This window comes from Pseudomonas frederiksbergensis, assembly GCF_000802155.2.
Classification (GTDB): Bacteria; Pseudomonadota; Gammaproteobacteria; order Pseudomonadales; family Pseudomonadaceae; genus Aquipseudomonas; species Aquipseudomonas frederiksbergensis_A.
Map to the genome: position 1 here is coordinate 165,045 of NZ_JQGJ02000008.1, position 20,760 is coordinate 185,804.

The 20,760-nt window shown below is 62.5% G+C and carries 17 protein-coding genes and 1 pseudogene; 9 read left to right on the forward strand and 9 right to left on the reverse strand.

Going from position 1 to position 20,760, the window contains the following annotated elements; genetic code table 11:
• The first annotated feature begins 234 nt into the window (after positions 1-234).
• Positions 235-1,341 carry an NADH:flavin oxidoreductase/NADH oxidase gene (locus JZ00_RS16895; protein ID WP_039592048.1) on the forward strand — a complete coding sequence of 369 codons (1,107 nt, stop codon included), beginning with the start codon at positions 235-237 and terminating at the stop codon, positions 1,339-1,341.
• A 71-nt stretch (positions 1,342-1,412) separates the two neighbouring features.
• On the opposite strand, the gene JZ00_RS16900 is transcribed toward JZ00_RS16895, so the two are convergent.
• On the reverse strand, positions 1,413-3,038 hold the full coding sequence (locus JZ00_RS16900; protein WP_039592047.1) for a glucan biosynthesis protein D: 1,626 nt from the start codon (positions 3,036-3,038) through the stop codon (positions 1,413-1,415).
• 358 nt (positions 3,039-3,396) lie between these two features.
• Here JZ00_RS16900 and JZ00_RS16905 point away from each other — a divergent pair, with 358 nt between their 5' ends.
• Positions 3,397-3,582, forward strand: a complete 186-nt coding sequence (locus tag JZ00_RS16905; protein WP_039592046.1) for a hypothetical protein — start codon at positions 3,397-3,399, stop codon at positions 3,580-3,582.
• A 121-nt stretch (positions 3,583-3,703) separates the two neighbouring features.
• On the opposite strand, the pseudogene JZ00_RS16910 reads toward JZ00_RS16905, so the two are convergent.
• From JZ00_RS16910 to JZ00_RS16945, 8 genes and pseudogenes are all read right to left on the reverse strand, one after another.
• Positions 3,704-3,898 (reverse strand): annotated as a pseudogene (locus tag JZ00_RS16910) (CopG family ribbon-helix-helix protein); the annotation flags it as partial.
• Between the two features lie 143 nt (positions 3,899-4,041).
• Positions 4,042-5,466, reverse strand: coding sequence for a gamma-aminobutyraldehyde dehydrogenase (locus JZ00_RS16915; protein ID WP_039592045.1), 1,425 nt, complete (start codon positions 5,464-5,466; stop codon positions 4,042-4,044).
• A gap of 59 nt (positions 5,467-5,525) precedes the next feature.
• Entirely contained in the window at positions 5,526-6,338 is an 813-nt protein-coding gene (locus JZ00_RS16920) for an ABC transporter permease (protein WP_039592044.1), read from the reverse strand.
• The gene (locus tag JZ00_RS16925; protein WP_039592043.1) at positions 6,328-7,275 is read right to left on the reverse strand and encodes an ABC transporter permease; all 948 of its coding nucleotides are present in this window, start codon (positions 7,273-7,275) and stop codon (positions 6,328-6,330) included. Before JZ00_RS16925 ends, JZ00_RS16920 begins: the two co-directional genes overlap by 11 nt.
• Position 7,276: 1 nt before the next feature.
• A complete protein-coding gene (locus JZ00_RS16930) occupies positions 7,277-8,314 on the reverse strand; it encodes an ABC transporter ATP-binding protein (protein WP_039592042.1) in 1,038 nt (345 codons plus the stop codon).
• A 194-nt stretch (positions 8,315-8,508) separates the two neighbouring features.
• Positions 8,509-9,660 (reverse strand): putative ABC transporter substrate-binding protein YdcS, encoded by a 1,152-nt coding sequence (gene ydcS, locus JZ00_RS16935; protein WP_039592041.1) that lies wholly within the window; start codon positions 9,658-9,660, stop codon positions 8,509-8,511.
• A gap of 88 nt (positions 9,661-9,748) precedes the next feature.
• On the reverse strand, positions 9,749-11,206 hold the full coding sequence (locus JZ00_RS16940) for a gamma-aminobutyraldehyde dehydrogenase (protein ID WP_039592040.1): 1,458 nt from the start codon (positions 11,204-11,206) through the stop codon (positions 9,749-9,751).
• 96 nt (positions 11,207-11,302) lie between these two features.
• Positions 11,303-12,217 carry a LysR family transcriptional regulator gene (locus tag JZ00_RS16945; protein WP_039592039.1) on the reverse strand — a complete coding sequence of 305 codons (915 nt, stop codon included), beginning with the start codon at positions 12,215-12,217 and terminating at the stop codon, positions 11,303-11,305.
• A gap of 189 nt (positions 12,218-12,406) precedes the next feature.
• On the opposite strand from JZ00_RS16945, the gene JZ00_RS16950 reads away from it, so the two are divergent.
• The 7 genes from JZ00_RS16950 (at position 12,407) to cheB (ending at position 20,728) form a co-directional block, all read left to right on the forward strand.
• Positions 12,407-13,120 (forward strand): tellurite resistance TerB family protein, encoded by a 714-nt coding sequence (locus JZ00_RS16950; RefSeq protein WP_039592038.1) that lies wholly within the window; start codon positions 12,407-12,409, stop codon positions 13,118-13,120.
• 260 nt (positions 13,121-13,380) lie between these two features.
• Complete coding sequence (locus JZ00_RS16955) at positions 13,381-15,003, forward strand: methyl-accepting chemotaxis protein (RefSeq protein WP_039592037.1); 1,623 nt, start codon at positions 13,381-13,383, stop codon at positions 15,001-15,003.
• Positions 15,003-15,539: a chemotaxis protein CheW gene (locus tag JZ00_RS16960; RefSeq protein WP_039592036.1), complete on the forward strand. Its 537-nt coding sequence runs from the start codon at positions 15,003-15,005 to the stop codon at positions 15,537-15,539. The genes JZ00_RS16955 and JZ00_RS16960 overlap by 1 nt, the downstream gene beginning before the upstream one ends.
• Complete coding sequence (locus JZ00_RS16965) at positions 15,536-16,801, forward strand: CheR family methyltransferase (RefSeq protein ID WP_039592035.1); 1,266 nt, start codon at positions 15,536-15,538, stop codon at positions 16,799-16,801. Before JZ00_RS16960 ends, JZ00_RS16965 begins: the two co-directional genes overlap by 4 nt.
• A complete protein-coding gene (locus JZ00_RS16970) occupies positions 16,798-17,469 on the forward strand; it encodes a chemotaxis protein CheW (protein WP_039592034.1) in 672 nt (223 codons plus the stop codon). Before JZ00_RS16965 ends, JZ00_RS16970 begins: the two co-directional genes overlap by 4 nt.
• Positions 17,466-19,721 carry a hybrid sensor histidine kinase/response regulator gene (locus JZ00_RS16975; RefSeq protein WP_039592033.1) on the forward strand — a complete coding sequence of 752 codons (2,256 nt, stop codon included), beginning with the start codon at positions 17,466-17,468 and terminating at the stop codon, positions 19,719-19,721. Before JZ00_RS16970 ends, JZ00_RS16975 begins: the two co-directional genes overlap by 4 nt.
• Positions 19,718-20,728 (forward strand): chemotaxis response regulator protein-glutamate methylesterase, encoded by a 1,011-nt coding sequence (cheB, locus tag JZ00_RS16980; RefSeq protein ID WP_039592032.1) that lies wholly within the window; start codon positions 19,718-19,720, stop codon positions 20,726-20,728. Before JZ00_RS16975 ends, cheB begins: the two co-directional genes overlap by 4 nt.
• Positions 20,729-20,760: the final 32 nt, after the last annotated feature.

Genomic DNA, 20,760 nt, shown 5'->3' on the forward strand with positions numbered 1-20,760 from the left:
CTGGGGGAGGGAAACTTCCCTTGCCACGACGTGGACTTGGAATCTGTCAGGCCAGTTTTTAAGTTCTGAACCCTGCTTCCCCTCGGGTTGTCGACTAGTCTCTAAGCACTGCTTGATAGCCCTTGTGACGTCTTGTCGTTTCTTTGCCCGCGGGGGCGGGTGTTGTACCTTTTGTCACTCGTCGACTTTTCAAACAGAACCCTGGAGCCTGCCCACTGATTCGAGAGGTGCCCCATGAGTCTGCTGCTGGAACCCTATACCCTTCGCCAATTGACCCTGCCCAATCGCATCGCGGTTTCGCCGATGTGCCAGTATTCGAGCGTCGATGGCCTGGCCAACGACTGGCACCTCGTGCACCTTGGCAGCCGCGCCGTGGGTGGCGCGGGGCTGGTATTCACCGAAGCCACCGCGGTCACGGCGGATGGTCGTATCACTGCCCAGGACCTCGGCTTATGGAACGATGACCAGATCCCTGCGCTGCAACGTATTACCCGTTTCATTTCTGCCCAAGGGGCCGTGCCGGGCATCCAGCTGGCTCATGCTGGTCGCAAGGCAAGTACCTGGCGGCCCTGGCTGGGCAAGCATGGCAGCGTCAAGCCCGAGGACGGTGGCTGGGTTCCGGTCGGTCCATCGCCGATCGCCTTCGACCCGCAGCATACCCAGCCGACGCAGTTGGATGAGGGGCAGATCGCCGACGTTATCCAGGCATTCGTCGACGCGGCCAAGCGTTCCCTGACCGCCGGTTTCAAGGTGGTCGAGGTCCATGCGGCCCACGGCTATCTGTTGCACCAGTTCCTTTCACCCTTGAGCAATCAGCGTCGCGATCAATATGGCGGGTCGTTCGAAAATCGCATCCGGCTGGTGTTGCAGGTGACCGAGGCGGTGAGGGCGGTGTGGCCTGACGAACTTCCGGTATTTGTCCGCGTCTCCGCCACCGACTGGGTCGAAGACGGGTGGAATCCGGATGAAACCGTAGAGCTGGCGCGGCGATTCCGGATGTTGGGGGTGGACTTGATTGACGTGTCGTCGGGCGGGACCGCCGCCAATGCGGAAATTCCCACCGGCCCGGGCTATCAGACACGATTCGCCGAACGGGTACGCAAGGAGTCGGAGATTGCCACCGGCACCGTGGGCATGATTACCGAACCGGCCCAGGCCGAGCATATCCTGCGCACCTGCCAGGCCGACATTATCTTCCTCGCCCGGGAGTTGTTGCGTGATCCGTACTGGGCCCTGCATGCCGATGATGACCTGGGCGGGCGCAAGGCCACCTGGCCGGCGCAGTACCAGCGGGCGACGCATCGGGACCAGCCGATCCACGAGTCGGATTTGCGGGACTGAATCGGCGATAGAACAAAAAGCCCCGGTCGTCTTGGCCGGGGCTTTTTGTTTATCGGGTGTCCTGGGTTTGCTCAGGGATACTTGCGCCGATCCGGTGCTGGCGGGAAATACTGGTACAGCCAGGTCTCGCTCAAGGTACGGTCCTTGGAGCGCAGAAACAGCCGCATCGCTACCGGGTCCACGCGATCATCGGTCGGGTACCAGTCGAAGGTAATCCGGTAGCCCTTGATTGCATCGAGCACCAACACGTTGAAGTCCTTGACCTCGCCATGGGAGCACGTCACCACCGGTTCGATACCCGTGCCCGCTGGCAACTGGTCGAGACCGCCTCCGGTGAAGTCCACGGCAAAGCGCCGCGCCCAGACGGTCGGATAATGCTCGCCGGGTGCCCAACCTTCGATGAAACCGCCCATGCCGGAACGGGTGGCATCGACTCGCGCCAGGTCGGTGCTCACCGGTGGCAAGGCGCTCCAGTAAAGCTTGTAGCCATAGTTCAGCGAATCGCCGGCGGCAACCGGTTTCTTCGGGGTCCAGAACGCGACGATGTTGTCCAGGGTTTCGCCGGTTGTAGGAATTTCCAACAGATCGACTGAGCCTTCCCCCCAAGCGGTCGTAGGCTCGACCCACAGGCTTGGGCGTTTGCTGTACCAGTCCACGGTGTCCTGGTAGCTCTCGAAGTCATGGTCGGTCTGCACCAGCCCGAAGCCTTTCGGGTTCTTGTCGGCGTACGCGTTGAATTGCAGGGTGGCGGGGTTGTTCAGCGGACGGCAGACCCACTCGCCGTTGCCACGCCACATGGCCAGCCGGTCGGAGTCATGGATTTGCGGGTGAATGGTGTCGCACATGCGGCGCTCGACCGTGCCGCAGCTGAACATGCTGGTCATTGGTGCAATGCCCAGTTGCTCGATGGCGGTACGGGCATTGATGTGCGCATCGATTTCCATGACGACCCGGGTCGGCTGGCAATCGATGTCAAAACGATAGGCGCCGGTGGCGCTAGGCGAGTCGAGCAGCGCATAGACCACGAAACGGGTGCTGTTCTTGTCCGGGGTTTCGAACCAGAACTTGGTGAAGTCAGGAAACTCCTCGCGCTTTTTGGCGTAGGTGTCGATGGCCAGGCCACGGGCCGATAGCCCGTACTGGCCGCTGGCATCGACAGCACGGAAATAGCTGGCCCCAAGGAATGAAACGATGTCGTGTCGGTCCAGCTCCGGTGCCTTGAATACCCGGAAACCGGCGAAGCCCAGGTCACCCGTCAATTGAGAGGTGTTGACCGTGGTCTTTTCATAGTTGAACAGCTCCGGACGGAAGTGCACTTCCCGGGCCATGCGCGTCTTCGGATCGACGCTATACATGCGTACGGGTTGCTTGAACCCCATGCCGACATGGAAGAATTGTGCGTCCAGTTGCCCGTCCAGCTCATTCCACAGTGAGTGGTTGGTATCGTACTTGATGGCGTTGAATTGCAATGGCGACATCTGGGCCAGTGTCGGTGGCAGGACTTGCTTGGTGTCGACATAACGGCTCTCGGCCAGCCGCCGGGCCTGGTCCTTCAAACCTTCGAAATCGAAGGGACGGGCTTCGCCATCGGCAGTCTGATCGGCGGCCCAGGCGCGCGCGGCCATGAGCCCGGAGGCCGATAGTCCGGTGTAGGCGGCGAAGGCCATGGAGGCCTTGAGCAGGTTCCTGCGGTGCATAAATACAACCTTTCTCGAAACAATCCCGAGCCGATCCTGGCAACAAAGATTGGCAAATGAGTTCGGACATGCCTTTGGCCAAACGCGACGAACGTTAGAACAGATACCTGAGAGCTGGATCGGTTCACCGAGGCGCAAAATCATAGGGGAAATGCAGGCTGGGAGAGATAGGAAAGCGTGAGCTGGTCAAATTTTCTTACAGTTATTTCTTTTTTTGTGAAAAATTCGGAATTTTTTGACTAATTACTCTAAAACTCTCTTTTCACCCGGTGGATCCTTCCTATTCTTGTGGTTAATAGACGATGTAACCGGTTCACTAAGCGCTATTGGGTCAACTTGACGTAACGAAGGACAGGTCATGACGAAAATACAGGGCATTGCCGAAATCCTGGGAGTCTTCCCGGGCCTGATCAACGCGCGCAGGAGGCGCCGGCTCAGCCTGGAAGAATTGAGATTGATCGAGCGCTACCGGGAGCTGTCGGAGAACGACCGGATCGCCATGCGTTACCTGGTGGATGCAATGCGCAGTGTTTCGCGGTTTTGAATACGGCACTGATGGACGGTTGGATCGGGAAAGGCCGGCGGGCCTCACTGCTCTGACCAGTCCGGAGGACGCTCGGTGCGTTGGTGCAGTATCCGCAGGACCTGAAATTGCCCCTGCACGAGTCGGTAAGGGGCTGCGCATCGGCATCCGCTATGCCTTCGTTGATCGCTTGCAGACGCCACGATTAGGCCTCTACATATCGAACCAATGCACGCTTGAGGTGATGTTGACGGTCACGGTCGGTGGCGGCAGCCAGCAAGTCCAGCTGTTGGGCCAGACCTTCCTCCATACGAAAGGACAAAACGGGCGAGGCCATGATTATCTCCGGTGTATACGTTGTAGACGCCCTAGGTGCTGCCAGGATTTCCGTCAACCGGCGAGCGTGCACCGATCGACGAAAACCTTGGCAGGACGAGCCCGTGGTAGGCGTGGGCATGCGTTGCCGACATTGTCTTGTCGTCAGTGCTTGAACATCACATGCCGCACCACCGTGTAATCCTCCAGTCCATACATGGACATGTCCTTGCCGTAGCCCGACCGTTTCTGACCGCCATGGGGCATTTCGCTGACAAGCATGAAGTGGGTATTTACCCAGGTGCAGCCGTATTGCAGTCGCGCCGAGAGGCGATGGGCTCGGCCGATGTCGGCGGTCCAGACCGATGAGGCAAGTCCGTAGTCCGAATCGTTGGCCCAGGCCAGCACTTGGGCTTCATCCAGGAACGGCGTGACGGACACCACCGGGCCGAAGACTTCGCGGCGTACGATTTCGTCATCCTGCTGGGCATCGGCCAGCACCGTCGGTTCGAAGAAAAAGCCGTTGCCCTCTACCGCCTTGCCCCCGGTGACCAGGCGGATATGCGACTGGGCGATGGCCCGCTCGACGAACGCGGCCACCCGGTCGCGGTGCTGGGCGGTGATCAGCGGGCCCATTTCGGTGTCGGGCTCGTTCTGCATACCGTACTTGATGCTGGCGACGGCGGCGCCGAGTTTCTCGACGAATTTGTCGTAGATGCCTTGTTGGGCATAGATACGGCAAGCAGCGGTGCAATCCTGGCCGGCGTTGTAGAAACCGAAGGTGCGGATACCTTCCACCGCCGCGTCAATGTCGGCGTCGTCGAAGATGATCACCGGGGCTTTGCCACCCAATTCCATGTGCATGCGCTTGACGCTGTCGGCGGTGCTGGAAATGATGTTCGAACCGGTAGCGATGGATCCTGTCAGCGAAACCATGCGCACTTTCTGATGGGTGACCAGCGGGTTGCCCACGGTCTGCCCACGGCCGAAGATCACGTTGAGCACGCCGGCGGGGAAAATCTCCGACGCCAGTTCCGCCAGGCGCAACGCAGTCAGCGGTGTCTGTTCCGACGGCTTGAGCACTACCGTGTTTCCCGCGGCCAAAGCCGGGGCGATTTTCCAGGCAACCATCATCAACGGGTAGTTCCACGGTGCGATGGAGGCGATGACGCCGACCGGATCCCGGCGAATCATCGAGGTGTGCCCTGGCAGGTATTCGCCGCCCGCCGAGCCGCTCATGCAGCGACTGGCGCCGGCAAAGAAGCGGAACACGTCGGCAATTGCCGGGATTTCGTCATTCAGCGCAGCGCTGAAGGGTTTGCCGCAGTTGTCCGACTCCAGTTTCGCCAGCTCCTCGCCATTGGCTTCGATGGCATCGGCCAACTTGAGCAGCAACAGCGAACGGTCCTTGGGCGCCACTTGCGACCAGGATTCGAAGGCGCTGTCGGCGGCGCGCACGGCGGCATCGACCTGGGCTTCGCTGGCTTCGTTGATTTCCACCAGCACCCGCCCCAGTGCCGGGTTGAATACCGCCTGGCCGGGGCCTTCGCCGTTGACCAGGTGCCCGTTGATCAGCAGTTTGGTTTGCATGTCCATGTCCTCTTGAATCGGGTTTGTGACTGCTGTGGGATTCGGTTCCACAGTGACATTTACTTCCCACCACTCCCCGCCACACTCTCACCCCCGCGGGTCAGGTAATACGCACCGAGAATCGGCAACATCGTGACCAACATCACCAGCATCGCCACGACGTTGGTTACCGGCACGTCGCGCGGGCGGCTGAGCTGGTTGAGCAACCAGAGCGGCAAGGTGCGCTCGTGGCCGGCGGTAAAGGTGGTGACGATGATTTCATCGAACGACAGCGCGAATGCCAACATCCCGCCGGCCAGCAGTGCCGACCCCAGGTTGGGCAAGATGATGTAGCGAAAGGTCTGCCAGCCGTCGGCGCCCAGATCCATCGATGCCTCGATCAGGCTGTGGGACGTGCGGCGCAGGCGGGCGATGACGTTGTTGTAGACGATCACCACGCAAAAGGTCGCGTGGCCGACAATGATGGTGAACATGCCGGGTTCGATGCCCAAGGTCTTAAACGTAGCCAGCAGGGCAATGCCGGTGATGATCCCTGGCAAGGCGATCGGCAGGATAAGCATCAGCGAAATGCCTTGTTTGCCAAAGAAATCCCGACGATACAACGCCGCCGAGGCGAGCGTGCCGAGGACCATGGCGATCAGCGTGGCAATGGCCGCGACCTGCAACGATAGCTTGATCGCTTCCAGCACGTCCGGGCGCGAAAAGGCCACGCTGAACCATTTCAAGGTCAGGCCCTTGGGCGGGAAGCTGAACGCAGCGTCTTCGGTATTGAACGCATAAAGAAAGATGATCAGGATCGGAAAGTGCAGGAACACCAGCCCGCCCCATGCCGCGATCCGCAAGCCCCACGACGCTCGAGAGTCAGAGTGCATCGAAAGCCCCCAGTCGCTTGACGATGGATAGATAGACGGCGATCAACACGATCGGCACCAGCGTGAACGCCGCGGCCATGGGCATGTTGCCGATGGCGCCTTGCTGGGCGTAGACCATGCTGCCGACGAAGTAGCCCGGCGGGCCCACCAGTTGCGGCACGATGAAATCCCCCAGGGTCAGCGAGAAGGTGAAGATCGAACCCGCTGCGATACCCGGGACCGACAACGGCAGGATCACCTGCATGAACGTCTGGCGTGGCTTGGCGCCCAGATCCGCCGAGGCCTGCAGCAACGATGGCGGCAGGCGTTCCAGGGACGCCTGGATCGGCAGGATCATGAACGGCAGCCAGATGTAGACGAACACCAGGAAGCGCCCCAGGTGCGAGGTGGACAACGTGCTGCCGCCCACGCCCGGGATTTCCAGTACGAACTGCAACAGCGGCCCCAGGCCCAGGTGCTGGATGAACCATTGCGCCACACCGCCCTTGGCCAGCAGCAGTGTCCAGGCATAGGCCTTGACGATATAGCTGGCCCACATCGGTAGCATCACCGCAATGTAGAAAAATGCCTTGGTCTTGCCGCTGGTGTAGCGTGCCATGTAGTAGGCAATCGGGAACGCGACGATGGCACTGGCGATGGACACCGCGATGGCCATGCTCAGGGTGCGCCAGATGATGTCGAAATTGGACGGCTGGAACAGCGCTGCAAAATTCGCCAGGGTCAGGTCCGGCGTGACCGCCATGGTGAAGTCGTCGAAGGTGTAGAAACCCTGCCACAGCAAGGTCAGCAGCGAACCCAGGTAGATCGCGCCGAACCAGAGCAGGGGAGGCACGAGCAGCATCGACAGGTAGAGATTGGGCCGTCGGTACAGCAGGTTCGAAAACCGCCGCAGCGCAGAGCCGTGTGTCGCTGTGTGAGTCATGGCCAGGGTGCTCATCTCAGGCCTCGCCGCCGACGGTGTCGTGCAGGGCAACCATCGCTTCGCGGGCCCAGCGCACGGCGAGGTGCTGGCCGGCCTGATGCCCGGTGCCGTTGTCGCCCCACTGGGTGTTGGCCTGGCTGAGGCTCAGGGTCTGGCCGTTTTCCAGCTTCAATTCGTAGCGTGTCGCACTGCCCTGGTACTGGACGTCGTGGAGCAGGCCGCTGACCTCGATTTCATGGCTCGCCAGCGGGCCTTCGGCAAAACGCACATGTTCCGGACGAATCGAGAACGGCTGTGGATAACCGCTCAGTTGGCGCGCCAGTTCGCCACGGATCACGTTGGAAGTGCCGACGAATTCGGCGACAAAGGTGGTGGCCGGTTTCATGTAGAGATTGCGCGGTGTATCGACCTGTTCAATGCGGCCCTTGTTGAACACCGCCACCCGATCGGACATCGACAACGCTTCGGTCTGGTCGTGGGTGACGAAGATGAAGGTGATGCCCAACTGGCGTTGCAGCTTCTTCAACTCGCCTTGCATCTGTTCGCGCAGCTTCAAGTCGAGGGCGCCCAGAGGCTCGTCCAACAGTAATACCCGAGGGCGATTGACCAGCGCGCGGGCCAGGGCGACACGCTGGCGCTGGCCGCCGGAAAGTTGCACCGGCCTGCGCTCGCCGTAGCCGCCCAGGGCAACCATCTCCAGCGCTTCGTTGGCGCGCTGGATGCGCTCGGCCTTGGCGACGCCTTTGACCTTCAAGCCGTAGGCGACGTTGTCGCGCACGTTCATGTGGGGGAAGAGGGCGTAGTCCTGGAAAACCGTATTCACGTCCCGCTGGTAGGGCGCCAGTCCCACAGCTTCTTCGCCATGGATACGGATCGAGCCGGCGCTGGGCTGCTCGAACCCGGCGATCAGCCGCAGGCAGGTGGTCTTGCCTGAGCCGGAAGGGCCCAGCATGGAAAAGAACTCGCCGTCCTGGATATCGATACAGACCCGGTCAACGGCCTTCACATCGCCGAACTGACGGGAAACGTGGCTGAATTGGACTGCAAGCGTCATGGTGCTGGGCTCCAGAAAGCGGGGCGCGAAGAATGTTGGAATTCGAACCCGTGGCGAGGGAGCTTGCTCCCGCTGGATGGCGCAGCCATCCCAAACCAGCCTGTACGGTGTGTCAGGCAATACCGCGTCGGTCCGTTTGGGCGCGCTTCGCACGCCAGCGGGAACAAGCTCCCTCGCCACGGAGTTAGATCGATCTAGCGCCCACCCATGATCGCAATGTAATCCTGGGTCCAGCGGCTGTACGGCACGAACTTGCCGCCCTCGGCCTGTGGGGTTTTCCAGAAGGCGATCTTGTCGAACTGGTCGAAGCCGTTGGTCTTGCAGCCTTCGGCACCCAGCAGTTCGCTGCCTTTGCACGCCTCGGGCACGGCCGGCAGGGAGCCGAACCACGCGGCCACGTCACCCTGGACTTTCGGTTGCAGCGACCAGTCCATCCACTTGTAGGCGCAGTTCGGATGCTTGGCCTCGGCATGCAGCATGGTGGTGTCGGCCCAACCCGTGGCGCCTTCCCTGGGAATGGTCGAGGCGATCGGTTGCTTCTCGTTCATCAGGCCGTTGACCTGGTACGGCCACGCACCGGAGGCGACCACGCCTTCATTCTTGAAGTCGCTCATCTGCACGGTGGTGTCATGCCAGTAGCGGTGGATCAACGGCTGCTGGGCCCGTAGCAATTCAAGCACGGCCTTGTACTGGGCTTCGTCGAGCTGGTACGGGTCCTTGATGCCCAGTTCAGGCTTGGCGGTCTTGAGGTACAACGCTGCGTCGGCGATGTAGATCGGGCCATCGTAGGCTTGCACGCGACCCTTGTTCGGCTTGCCATCGGGCAGGTCCTGCGCTTCGAACAGCACGCTCCAACTGGTAGGCGCCTGCTTGAACACGCTGGTGTTGTACATCAACACGTTCGGGCCCCACTGATAAGGCGTGCCGTAGGTCTGCTGGTTGACCACGTACCACGGCGCGTCCTTGAGACGCGGATCGAGATTTTTCCAGTTGGCGATCAACGCGGTGTTGATCGGCTGCACGCGCTTGCCAGCAATCAGCCGCAACGAAGCATCGCCCGAGGCGGTGACCAGGTCGTAGCCGCCCTTGGTCATCAGGCTGACCATCTCGTCGGACGTGGCGGCGGTCTTGACGTTGACCTTGCAGCCGGTTTCCTTCTCGAACCCCGTGACCCAGTCGTAGGCCTTGTCGCTTTCACCGCGTTCGATGTAGCCCGGCCAGGCGACGATGTCCAATTGGCCTTCGCCGGCGCCAACGGCCTTGAGCGGCTCGACGGCCTGGAGACTGACGCTGGTCAGCAGCGCCGTGGTCATTGCGCTGAGCAATACGGTCTTGTGCGCGTACATGGAAATCCCTCTTGCTTTAATTATGGTCGGGGCAGTTTTGAACCGGTGAAGCGCCACGAAGGGCCTGTTATTAGAGTAGTGCTGTTGCTTACAGATGCTGGCTGTGGCGGGCCATGATATGGCGCACCACGCTGTAGTCCTGGAGCGAATCGCTGGACAGATCCTTGCCGTAGCCTGAGCGTTTCAGGCCGCCGTGGGGCATTTCGCTGACCAGCATGAAATGGCTGTTGATCCAAGTGCAGCCGTATTGCAGCCGCGCCGCGACCTGCATCGCCTTGTCGAGATTCTGGGTCCATACCGAGGAGGCCAGGCCATATTCCGAATCGTTGGCCCAGTCCACCGCCTGGCTGAGCTCGTCGAAGCGGGTCACGGTGACCACCGGGCCGAACACTTCCCGTTGGACGATCTCATCGCTTTGCTTGCAGCCGGCCAGCAGCGTCGGTTGATAGTAGAAACCGGCGCCGGAATGCACCGCGGCGCCGGTGATGCGTTCGATATGCGGCTGGCCAAGGGCGCGCTCGACGAAACTGGCGACGCGGTCGCGCTGGCGCACGCTGATCAATGGGCCGATTTCATTGTCGGCGTCACGCTTGCCGGCAAAACGCAGGCTGCCAACCGCAGCGCCGAGTTCGGCCACCAGCCGGTCGTGGATCCCGGCCTGTGCGTAAATCCGGCAGGCGGCGGTGCAATCCTGTCCGGCGTTGTAATAACCATAGGTGCGCACGCCATCGACCACGGCTTGGATGTCGGCGTCGTCGCAGACAATCACCGGCGCCTTGCCGCCCAGTTCCAGGTGCGTGCGCTTGAGGGTTTTTGCCGCCGCCTGGAGGATTTTCTGGCCGGTGACGATATCGCCGGTCAGCGAGACCATGCGTACCTTCGGATGGCTGACCAGATGGCTGCCCACACCTTCGCCGCCACCGCAGATGATATTGATGACGCCGCGCGGCAGGATCTCGGCCAGCATCGGCGCCAGGGCCAGGATCGACAGTGGCGTGTGCTCCGAGGGCTTGAAGACCAAGGTGTTGCCGGCGGCCAGGGCCGGGGCGATCTTCCAGGCCGCCATCATGATCGGGTAGTTCCACGGCGCAATGGACGCCACCACGCCGATCGGGTCGCGGCGCACCATGCTCGTATAGCCGGGCAGGTATTCACCGCTGAGCTGGCCAGTCTGGCAGCGTACGGCGCCGGCAAAGAAACGGAACACATCCACCGTGGCGCTCAGATCATCCTGGCGGGCCAGGTGCAAGGGCTTGCCGCAGTTCAAGGATTCGAGACGGGCCAGGTCGTCGGCGTTTTTTTCGATGGCGCTGGCGATGTCCAAAAGCAGGTTGGAGCGCTGTTGCGGCGTGGTGCGTGACCAGCCGTCGAAAGCGTGATGAGCCGCGAGGATAGCGCTTTCGACCTGTTCGATGCTGGCCTCGGCGATGTGCGCCACCACTTCACCCGTGGCCGGGTTGAGAATCGGCTCGGCAAAGCCCTCGCCGGGGACCCATTCTCCATTGATCAACAACGCGGTACACACTGGGGGTTGCGCGCCAGCCATGTTTTATTTTCTCGGTTGTCGGAGCCTTGAGGATTCAACAAGACTAGTGCGCGCCCGCAAGACCGACAAATTCGAAATACTCAAGGCTGCGTTCGATTAAATCGATGGCTTGCGTCCACCATGGGATTGTTCCCGCGCAACGGCCAGGAACGGGTCGACCGAGGCCGGCCGGGCGGTTCCCCGGCGCCAGGCCAGCCCGACATCCAGTGTCTGGTTGAGGTCGGCGATAGGGCGAGCCTCGATGATGTCGCCTTCCAGCGACCAGGGGCGGTAGGTCATGTCTGGTTGGATCGAAACGCCCAGGCCGGCCGCCACCAGGCTGCGCACTGCTTCGGTCGACGCGGTACGCAAGGTGACTTGCGGTTGCAGGCCGGCGCCGCGCCACAGGCGTTGCGCGTTACGATCCATCTCATCGACGTTCAATTGGATCAGCTGTTCCCGGGCGACATCCGCCAGGTGGATGCTGTCGTGTTCAAGCAATGGGTGCTGGGCCGGCAGCCACAAACGATGGGGGGAGTGGGTCAACACTTCGGTCTGCAGGGCGTGGCGGTCCTCCAGGTTGGAGAGGATCAGCACGCCGACGTCGATCTCGCCGCTGACCAACAGATGCTCGATATAAGGGCGTTCGTCCTCCATCACCCGGATCGCCACATTGGGGTAGGCGCGCTGGAAACGGGTCAGGAGGTCCGCCAGGTAATAGCCGGCGACCAGGCTGGTCACGCCGATGGTCACCTGGCCGGCCACCTGGTCAGTGCTCTGCTGCAGGCTGCGCTTGGCGTTGTCGACAGTGGCGAGGATCAGATGGGCCTGGCGCAGGAACTGATGCCCCTGATGGGTCAGCGTCATGCCCTTCGCGTGGCGGTTGAACAGGCTGACACCGATTTCCTCTTCCAGTTGCTGGATCGCCAGGGTCAGGGTGGATTGGGAAATGAATGCGGTCTGAGCAGCGGCAGAGATCGAGCCGGTCTCGGCCACCGCGATGAAATGGCGGATCTGGCGCAAGGTCATCATGACGCACATCCTTGGATCGAATTTATCGAGATCCAGAAGTGTATATCGTTTTTATCGAATGACTGCGACGAGACCTGGCTGGACTGCGCAGGCAACATCTCGAAGCAATCTGCCCAAGGGCAACGGGGCACTTTCGTTCTAGGCTTGGGGCCTTATGATCCGGTTAACCCGAATGCGTGGAGGCAGGAAATGAACACCCGTGGATTGCTCGATCAGTTACTCAAGTCCGGTCAGGAAATGCTGCAGAACAAGGCCGGTGGTTCACAGGGCAAGTCATCATCCGGTGGCCTGGGCGGGTTGCTCGGCGGCTCCGGTAACCTGGGCGGCATGCTGTCCGGCGCGGGAGGCGGGGCATTGGCGGCGAGTGCCATGGGTATGCTGCTGGGCAACAAGAAAGCCCGCAACTTCGGTGGCAAGGCCTTGGCCTACGGTGGGCTGGCTGCCCTTGGCGTGATCGCCTACAAGGCTTACGGCAATTGGCAGGCCCAACAGGGCAGCGCGCCGAAAACCGAACCGCAGACCCTGGATCGCGTCCCGGCGGGGCAGGTCGAGCAGCACAGCCAGGCGATTCTCAAGGCCCTGGTCGCGGCGGCCAAGGCTGACGGCCATGTGGACGACCGCGAGCGGCAACTGATCGAAGGCGAATTCACCAAGCTTGATAACGACCAGGAACTGCAACAGTGGCTGCATGCCGAGCTCAACAAACCGCTGGACCCCACGGATGTGGCCCGCGCCGCAAGCACGCCGGAAATCGCCGCCGAAATGTACATCGCCAGCGTGATGTTGGTGGACCAAGAGAATTTCATGGAGAAGTCCTACCTGGACGAACTGGCGCGGCAATTGAAGCTGGAGCCTGGGTTGAAGGCAGAGCTGGAGAAACAGGTGCGCCAGGCGGCTGCCTGACCATCGCGGCACGATACCCGTGGCGGGGGAGCTTGCTCTCGCTGGGTGGCGAAGCCGCCCCAAAAAAATGCGCTGGCCGAAGGATCTTGTCGGCTGTTTGACGACGGCTGCGCCGTCGAACGGGAGCAAGCCCCCTTGCCACGAGGTGCATCGCCACTCTGTACGAAACGGCGCCTGAAAAATCTCCCATAACCGCCATGCAGACGCCCCACCGCCCTCGGCTATACTCCCGGCAATTCAAAGTGCCCCGAGGTTTTACTGTGAAGAACTGGACGTTGCGCCAACGCATCCTGGCGAGTTTTGCTGTGATCATCGCCATCATGCTGCTGATGGTGGTTGTCACGTACTCCCGGTTGTTGAAGATCGAGTCCAGTGAACAGGAAGTGCGTACCGACGCCGTGCCAGGGGTGTATTTCAGCTCCATGATCCGGGGCGGCTGGGTCGACAGCTACGTCAAGACCCAGCAACTCGTCGGCCTTTCCGGCCAGCGGGAAATCACCGCCGAGGACCAGGCGCTCTACCAGGGTTATGAAAAACACCTGCGTGAGGAAATCCAGAACTATCAAAAACTCATCGAGGACCCGGCGGACCAGGCTTCGTTCGATGAATTCGAAGTCAACCACCAGGACTTCAACAAAGCCTTGGCCAAGGTGCTGGACCTCTATCAGCGCAAGGAATACGAAGGCGCAAGGCTGGCCTTGGAAAAAGAACTGACGCCTGCATGGTTGGGTGGTCGTGTGCACTTGAACCAGATCATCGAGCGTAATCGTGAGCTGGCGGAGCAAGCCTCCCTGACCATTGGCCGTGCGGTGACGGGCGCCGAGGTCGCCATGGGCTTGTCGTTCCTGGTCGCGGTGCTCGTCGCGGTGTTGTGCGGCTTGTTGTTGATGCGCGCGATCATGGGACCGATGAACCGCATCGTCGAGATTCTCGAGATCATGCGCAGCGGCGACCTGAGCCGACGCCTGAACCTGGCCCGCAAAGACGAATTCGGCGCCGTCGAAACCGGCTTCAACGACATGATGGCCGAGCTGACTTCCCTGGTGTCCCAGGCCCAGCGCTCTTCCGTGCAGGTCACCACATCGGTCACCGAGATCGCCGCTACCTCCCGGGAGCAGCAGGCCACGGCCACCGAAACCGCCGCCACCACCACTGAGATTGGCGCGACATCCCGCGAAATCGCCGCCACGTCCCGCGACCTGGTTCGCACCATGACCGAAGTGTCCACCGCCGCCGACCAGGCCTCGGTGGCGGCCGGCTCGGGCCAGCAAGGCCTGGCGCGCATGGAAGAAACCATGCATTCAGTGATGGGCGCGGCCGACCTGGTCAACGCCAAACTGGCGATCCTCAACGAGAAGGCCGGCAACATCAACCAGGTGGTGGTGACCATCGTCAAGGTCGCCGACCAGACTAACCTGCTGTCGCTCAACGCCGCCATCGAGGCCGAGAAGGCGGGCGAGTACGGTCGCGGTTTTGCCGTGGTCGCCACCGAAGTGCGGCGGTTGGCCGACCAGACCGCCGTCGCCACCTACGACATCGAGCAGATGGTCCGCGAGATCCAATCCGCTGTGTCGGCCGGTGTGATGGGCATGGACAAGTTTTCCGAAGAAGTACGCCGTGGCATGGCCGAGGTACAGCAGGTGGGCGAGCAGCTGTCGCAGATCATCCATCAGGTCCAGGCGCTGGCGCCGCGGGTGCTGATGGTCAACGAGGGCATGCAGGCCCAGGCCACCGGGGCCGAGCAGATCAACCACGCCTTGGTGCAACTGGGCGATGCCAGCAGCCAGACCGTGGAATCCCTGCGCCAGGCCAGTTCCGCCATCGACGAACTCAGTCAGGTGGCCGTGGGACTGCGCAGCGGCGTTTCGCGTTTCAAAGTCTGATGGGCGAGCCAGAAGCCCGCCGTGGCGCCGCGCCGGCGGCCCGGCAAACGTTGTTCCTGGTGTTCTGCATCGGTAACGAGCGCTACGCCCTGCAAGCCATCGATGTGGTGGAAGTGCTGCCGCGCCTGCCGCTCAAGCCGATTGCCCGGATGCCGTCCTGGGTGGCCGGCATATTTGCCTGGCGCGGGGTCGTGGTGCCGGTGATCGATCTGTGCGCCCTGACCTTCGGCCAGGACGCCGAGGCGCGCACCAGTACCCGGCTCGTGCTCGTGCATTATCGGCCGCAGGGGCAGGAAACCGGACAGGTGCTGGGCTTGATATTGGAACAGGCCACCGACACCTTGCGCTGCGATCCGGCGGATTTCAAACCCTATGGCCTGGACAACTGCCAGGCGCCTTACCTCGGTCCGGTACGCGAAGATGCCCCAGGCATGCTGCAATGGGTGCGGGTCAATGATTTGCTCGACGAGTCGGTTCGCGCAATGCTGTTTCCCTCGCCGCCGCTGAGCCTCGATGGCTTCGAGGAACGGCCATGAATAACGACCAGCGTTTTTTCGATTTCCTCAAGGAGCGCATCGGCCTGGACGTGACCTCCGTCGGCACCGCCATCATCGAGCGGGCTGTGCGCCAACGCGTGCTCGCCGTCCCCGGGCGAACCACCGATGAGTATTGGCAGTCCCTGCAGCATTCTGCGCAGGAGCAGCAGGCGCTGATCGAGGCCGTGATCGTCCCGGAAACCTGGTTTTTTCGTTACCCTGAATCCTTCGCGACGCTGGCCCGACTGGCCACCCGGCGCCTCGCCGACATCAAGCACCTGCGCGCCCTGCGCATCCTCAGTCTGCCGTGCTCCACGGGCGAAGAACCGTATTCGATCGCCATGGCGCTGTTTGACGCGGGCCTCGGGGCCCATCAGTTCAAGGTCGATGCCATGGACGTCAGCCCCCTGTCCGTCGATAAAGCCAGGCAAGCGCGTTACGGCAGGAACTCCTTCCGGGGCGCCGACCTCGGCTTTCGTGAACGGTACTTCAACGCCGAAGACGAGGGCTATCGCCTCGACGAGCGCGTGCGCGAACAGGTGCGCCTGCAAGTGGGCAACCTGCTTGATCCGGCCCTGCTGGTAAACGAGGCGCCTTATGATTTCGTCTTTTGCCGCAACCTGCTGATCTATTTCGACCAGCCGACCCAACAACAAGTGTTCGAAGTCCTCAAGCGCCTGACCCATCAGGACGGCGTTCTGTTCATCGGCCCCGCCGAAGGCAGTCTGCTGGGACGGCTAGGCATGCGCTCGATCGGCATCGCCCAGTCATTCGCGTTCAGCCGCCAGGGCGCCCCCGAGCCGCAGCCGCTGCCGGCATTGATGCCGACGCCATTGCCGATTCGCCAGCCGCCGCCACGGGTTGTTCCGCCCGTCATGCGGCCTCGACCCTTCGCCAGCGCCGTAAGGCCGATTGCCGAGGCGAAAAACAACGACGCCGCGACGCTGCTGGCCAGTATTGCCGCCCTCGCCAACGGCGGGAAAAGCGTCGAGGCCCGTGCGGCCTGCGAAGAATACTTGCGCAGCCACGCACCCAACGCCCAAGTGTTCTATTGGCTGGGGCTGCTCAGCGACATGGCGGGCAATGCGCTCCAAGCCCAGGGTTTCTATCGCAAGGCGCTGTATCTTGAGCCGCAACACGCCGAGGCCCTGGTGCACCTGGCGGCGCTGCTGGCTTCCCAGGGAGACGCGGCCGGCGCCCGTCGATTGCAGGACCGCGCGGCCCGCAGTGGGCGCACGGCAAACAGTGAGCACAAACGATGAGCGGTTCGGCTTCCTATAACGTGACCCATGACGATGCCCTGGCCATCGATGACTGCTGGAACCGCATCGGCGTCCATGGCGACAAGTCCTGCCCGCTGCTGGCCGAGCATATCCATTGCCGAAACTGCTCGGTGTACTCGGCCGCCGCCACACGCTTGCTCGACCGTTACGCCCTGCGCCAGGACGATCATGACCGGGCCCACGCTCCGGTGGACAGCGATGTCGTCACTCGCTCGTTATTGATGTTTCGCCTCGGCGAAGAGTGGCTCGGCCTGAGCACCCGCAGCCTGGTGGAAGTGGCGCCAGTGCAGGCTATCCATTCGTTGCCCCACCAGCGCTCGCGCGCCCTGTTGGGCGTGGCGAACGTGCGCGGCGCCCTGGTGGCCTGCTTGTCGTTGGTGGAGCTGCTGGGGTTGGAGCCGGGTTCGGCGACGTCCTCCGGTGGACGGATCATGCCACGCATGCTGATCGTCGCCGCGCAGGGCGGGCCGGTGCTGATGCCGGTGGATGAGGTGGACGGCATTCATGCCATCGACGAACGCATCCTGGCCGGCGCTTCGCAATCGAAGGGCAAATACACCCGTGGCGTGCTGCCCTACAAAGGTCGCAGCCTGCGTTGGCTGGATGAAGAGCAACTGTTGGCCGCCGTGTCCCGGAGCCTGTCATGACCCCCGATCAGATGCGCGACGCCTCGCTGCTGGAACTGTTCAGCCTGGAAGCCGAAGCCCAGGTCCAGGTGTTGAGCACCGGCCTGCTGGCTCTGGAGCGTGACCCGACTCAGGCCGATCACCTGGAGTCGTGCATGCGCGCGGCCCATTCGCTCAAGGGCGCGGCGCGAATTGTCGGGGTCGATGCCGGGGTCAGCGTGGCCCACGTGATGGAGGATTGCCTGGTCAGTGCCCAGGAAAGGCGGATGGTGTTGCGCGCCGAACATATCGACGCCTTGCTCCAGGGCACTGACCTGTTGACCCGCATCGCGACGCCTGGCAACAACGTCGGAGCCGAGGATATCGAGGCCTATGTCGCCCTGTTGGGGCGCCTGCTGGACCCGTCGGCACCAACGGCCGCGCCGCCGCGGATCGAAATACCCGTCGAGCCCGTGCGCGTCGAAATGCCTGATTTTGCGTCCATGGAGCCCGGCGAGCCGGTCGCTCGAAAAAAACGTGTCACCGAAGATGGCGAGCGGGTCTTGCGGGTCACGGCGGGCCGCCTCAACAGCCTGTTGGACTTGTCGAGCAAGTCCCTGGTGGAAACCCAGCGCCTCAAGCCTTGGCTGGCGACGATGCAACGCCTCAAGCGCCAGCAAAGCGGTGGCCTGCGCGCCCTTGAAGATTTGAACGTGCATCTCAAGGATCACGCCTTGAGCCTCCAGGCCCAGGAAGCGCTCAACGATGCCCGACGCCTGCTGGCCGAAACCCAGCAAGTGCTGGTGCAAAAGATCGCTGAGCTGGACGAATTCGCCTGGCAGGGCAGCCAGCGCGCCCAGGTGCTGTACGACACGGCGTTGGCCTGTCGCATGCGACCGTTTGCCGATGTGCTCTCGGGCCAGGTGCGGATGGTCCGTGACTTGGGCCGCAACCTCGGCAAACAGGTGCGCCTGGAAATCGAAGGGGAAAAAACCCAGGTCGATCGTGATGTCCTGGAGAAGCTCGAAGCGCCCCTGACTCATCTGCTGCGCAATGCCGTGGACCACGGTATCGAAATGCCGGAGCAGCGGCTGTCGGCCGGCAAGCCCGCCGAAGGGCTGATTCGCCTGCGCGCCTCACACCAGGCCGGCCTGTTGGTGCTGGAACTGTCGGACGATGGCGGCGGCGTGGACCTGGAGCGGGTGCGCCGAACCATTGTGGAGCGAGGGCTTTCTCCCGAGCAGACCGCCGCCAGCCTGAGCGAAGAAGAACTGCTGGCGTTTTTGTTCCTGCCGGGCTTCAGCCTGCGGGACAAGGTCACCGAGGTGTCCGGCCGCGGTGTCGGCCTGGATGCGGTCCAGCATATGGTCCGCCAGTTACGCGGTGCGGTGGTGCTGGAGCAGACGGCGGGCGAGGGCAGTCGTTTTCATCTCGAGGTGCCGCTGACGCTTTCGGTGGTGCGCAGCCTGGTGGTGGAAGTCGGCGGCGAAGCCTACGCCTTCCCGCTGGCCCACATCGAACGCATGTGCGACCTGGCGCCCGATGACATCGTCCAGGTCGAGGGCCGCCAGCATTTCTGGTACGAAGGCCGGCACGTGGGCCTGGTTGCAGCGACGCAATTGCTCAACCGTCCGGTCACGCCCAACAGTGGCCAGGCCCTTAAGGTCGTGGTGATCCGCGAGCGGGAGGTGATCTATGGCGTGGCGGTGGAGCGGTTCATCGGTGAGCGCACGCTGGTGGTCCTGCTCCTGGATGAGCGCTTGGGCAAGGTCCAGGATATTTCCGCCGGTGCCTTGCTCGACGATGGCTCGGTGGTGTTGATCGTCGACGTCGAGGATCTGCTGCGCTCGGTGGAAAAGTTGCTCGACACCGGGCGACTGGAGCGGATCGCCCGGCAGAACGAGGCCCAGGCGCCGCGCAAGCGGATCCTCGTCGTCGACGACTCCCTGACCGTGCGTGAACTGGAGCGCAAGCTGTTGCTCAATCGCGGTTATGACGTGGCGGTGGCCGTGGACGGCATGGACGGCTGGAATGCGTTGCGCTCGGAGGAATTCGACTTGCTCATCACGGACATCGACATGCCGCGCATGGACGGTATCGAGCTGGTGTCGTTGCTGCGGCGCGACAGCCGCCTGCAATCGCTGCCGGTGATGGTGGTTTCCTACAAGGATCGCGAAGAAGATCGCCGCCGTGGCCTGGATGCCGGCGCGGACTACTATCTCGCCAAGGCAAGTTTCCATGACGACGCCTTGCTCGACGCCGTGGTCGAATTGATCGGAGGAGCACGCGCTTGAAGATCGCCATCGTCAATGACATGCCCCTGGCGGTCGAAGCCCTGCGCCGCGCACTGGCGCTGGAGCCGGCGCATCAGTTGGTGTGGGTCGCCGCCAACGGTGCCGAGGCGGTGCAACGTTGTCACGAATACACGCCGGACCTGATCCTGATGGACCTGTTCATGCCGATCATGGATGGCGTGGAGGCGACCCGGCGGATCATGGCCGACACACCGTGTGCCATCGTGATTGTCACCGGTGACAGCCGGCAGAACGTCCACCAGGTGTTCGAAGCCATGGGCCATGGCGCCCTGGACGTGGTCGACACGCCGGCCCTGGGCGTCGGCAAGCCCGAAGACGCCGCGGCACCGCTGCTGCGCAAGATCGCCAACATCGGCTGGCTGATCGGTGATCGTGGTGGCCGCGACCACGCCGCGCCGGCTGCGCATCGGGCATCGGCGTCAAGCAAGAGCCTGGTGGCGATCGGGTCGTCGGCGGGTGGCCCGGCCGCATTGGAGGCACTGCTCAAGGGATTGCCGCGGGATTTTGCCCCGGCCATCGTGCTGGTCCAGCATGTCGACGAGGTGTTTGCCGCCGGCATGGCCGAGTGGCTCAGCGGCGTGTCGGGGCTCAACGTCCGCCTGGCCCGCGAGGGTGAGGCGCCGCAAGGCGGGACGGTGCTGCTGGCCGGGACCAACCACCATCTGCGCCTGTTGAAAAACGGCACGCTGGCCTACACCGCCGAGCCGGTCAACGAGATCTATCGGCCCTCCATCGATGTGTTTTTCGAGAGTGTCGCCCGTTTCTGGAGCGGTGATGCGGTGGGCGTCTTGCTCACCGGCATGGGGCGCGACGGTGCGCAAGGGCTTAAACTCATGCGCCAGCAGGGCTGCGTGACGATCGCCCAGGACCAGCAGAGCAGCGCGGTGTATGGCATGCCCAAGGCAGCGGTCGCCATCGATGCGGCAACGCAGGTCCTTGCGCTGGATAGAATAGCGCCACGCTTGGTGGAGATTTTCACCCAATGACGAACCCCCGCACCCCAGGCAGTATTCAGGTG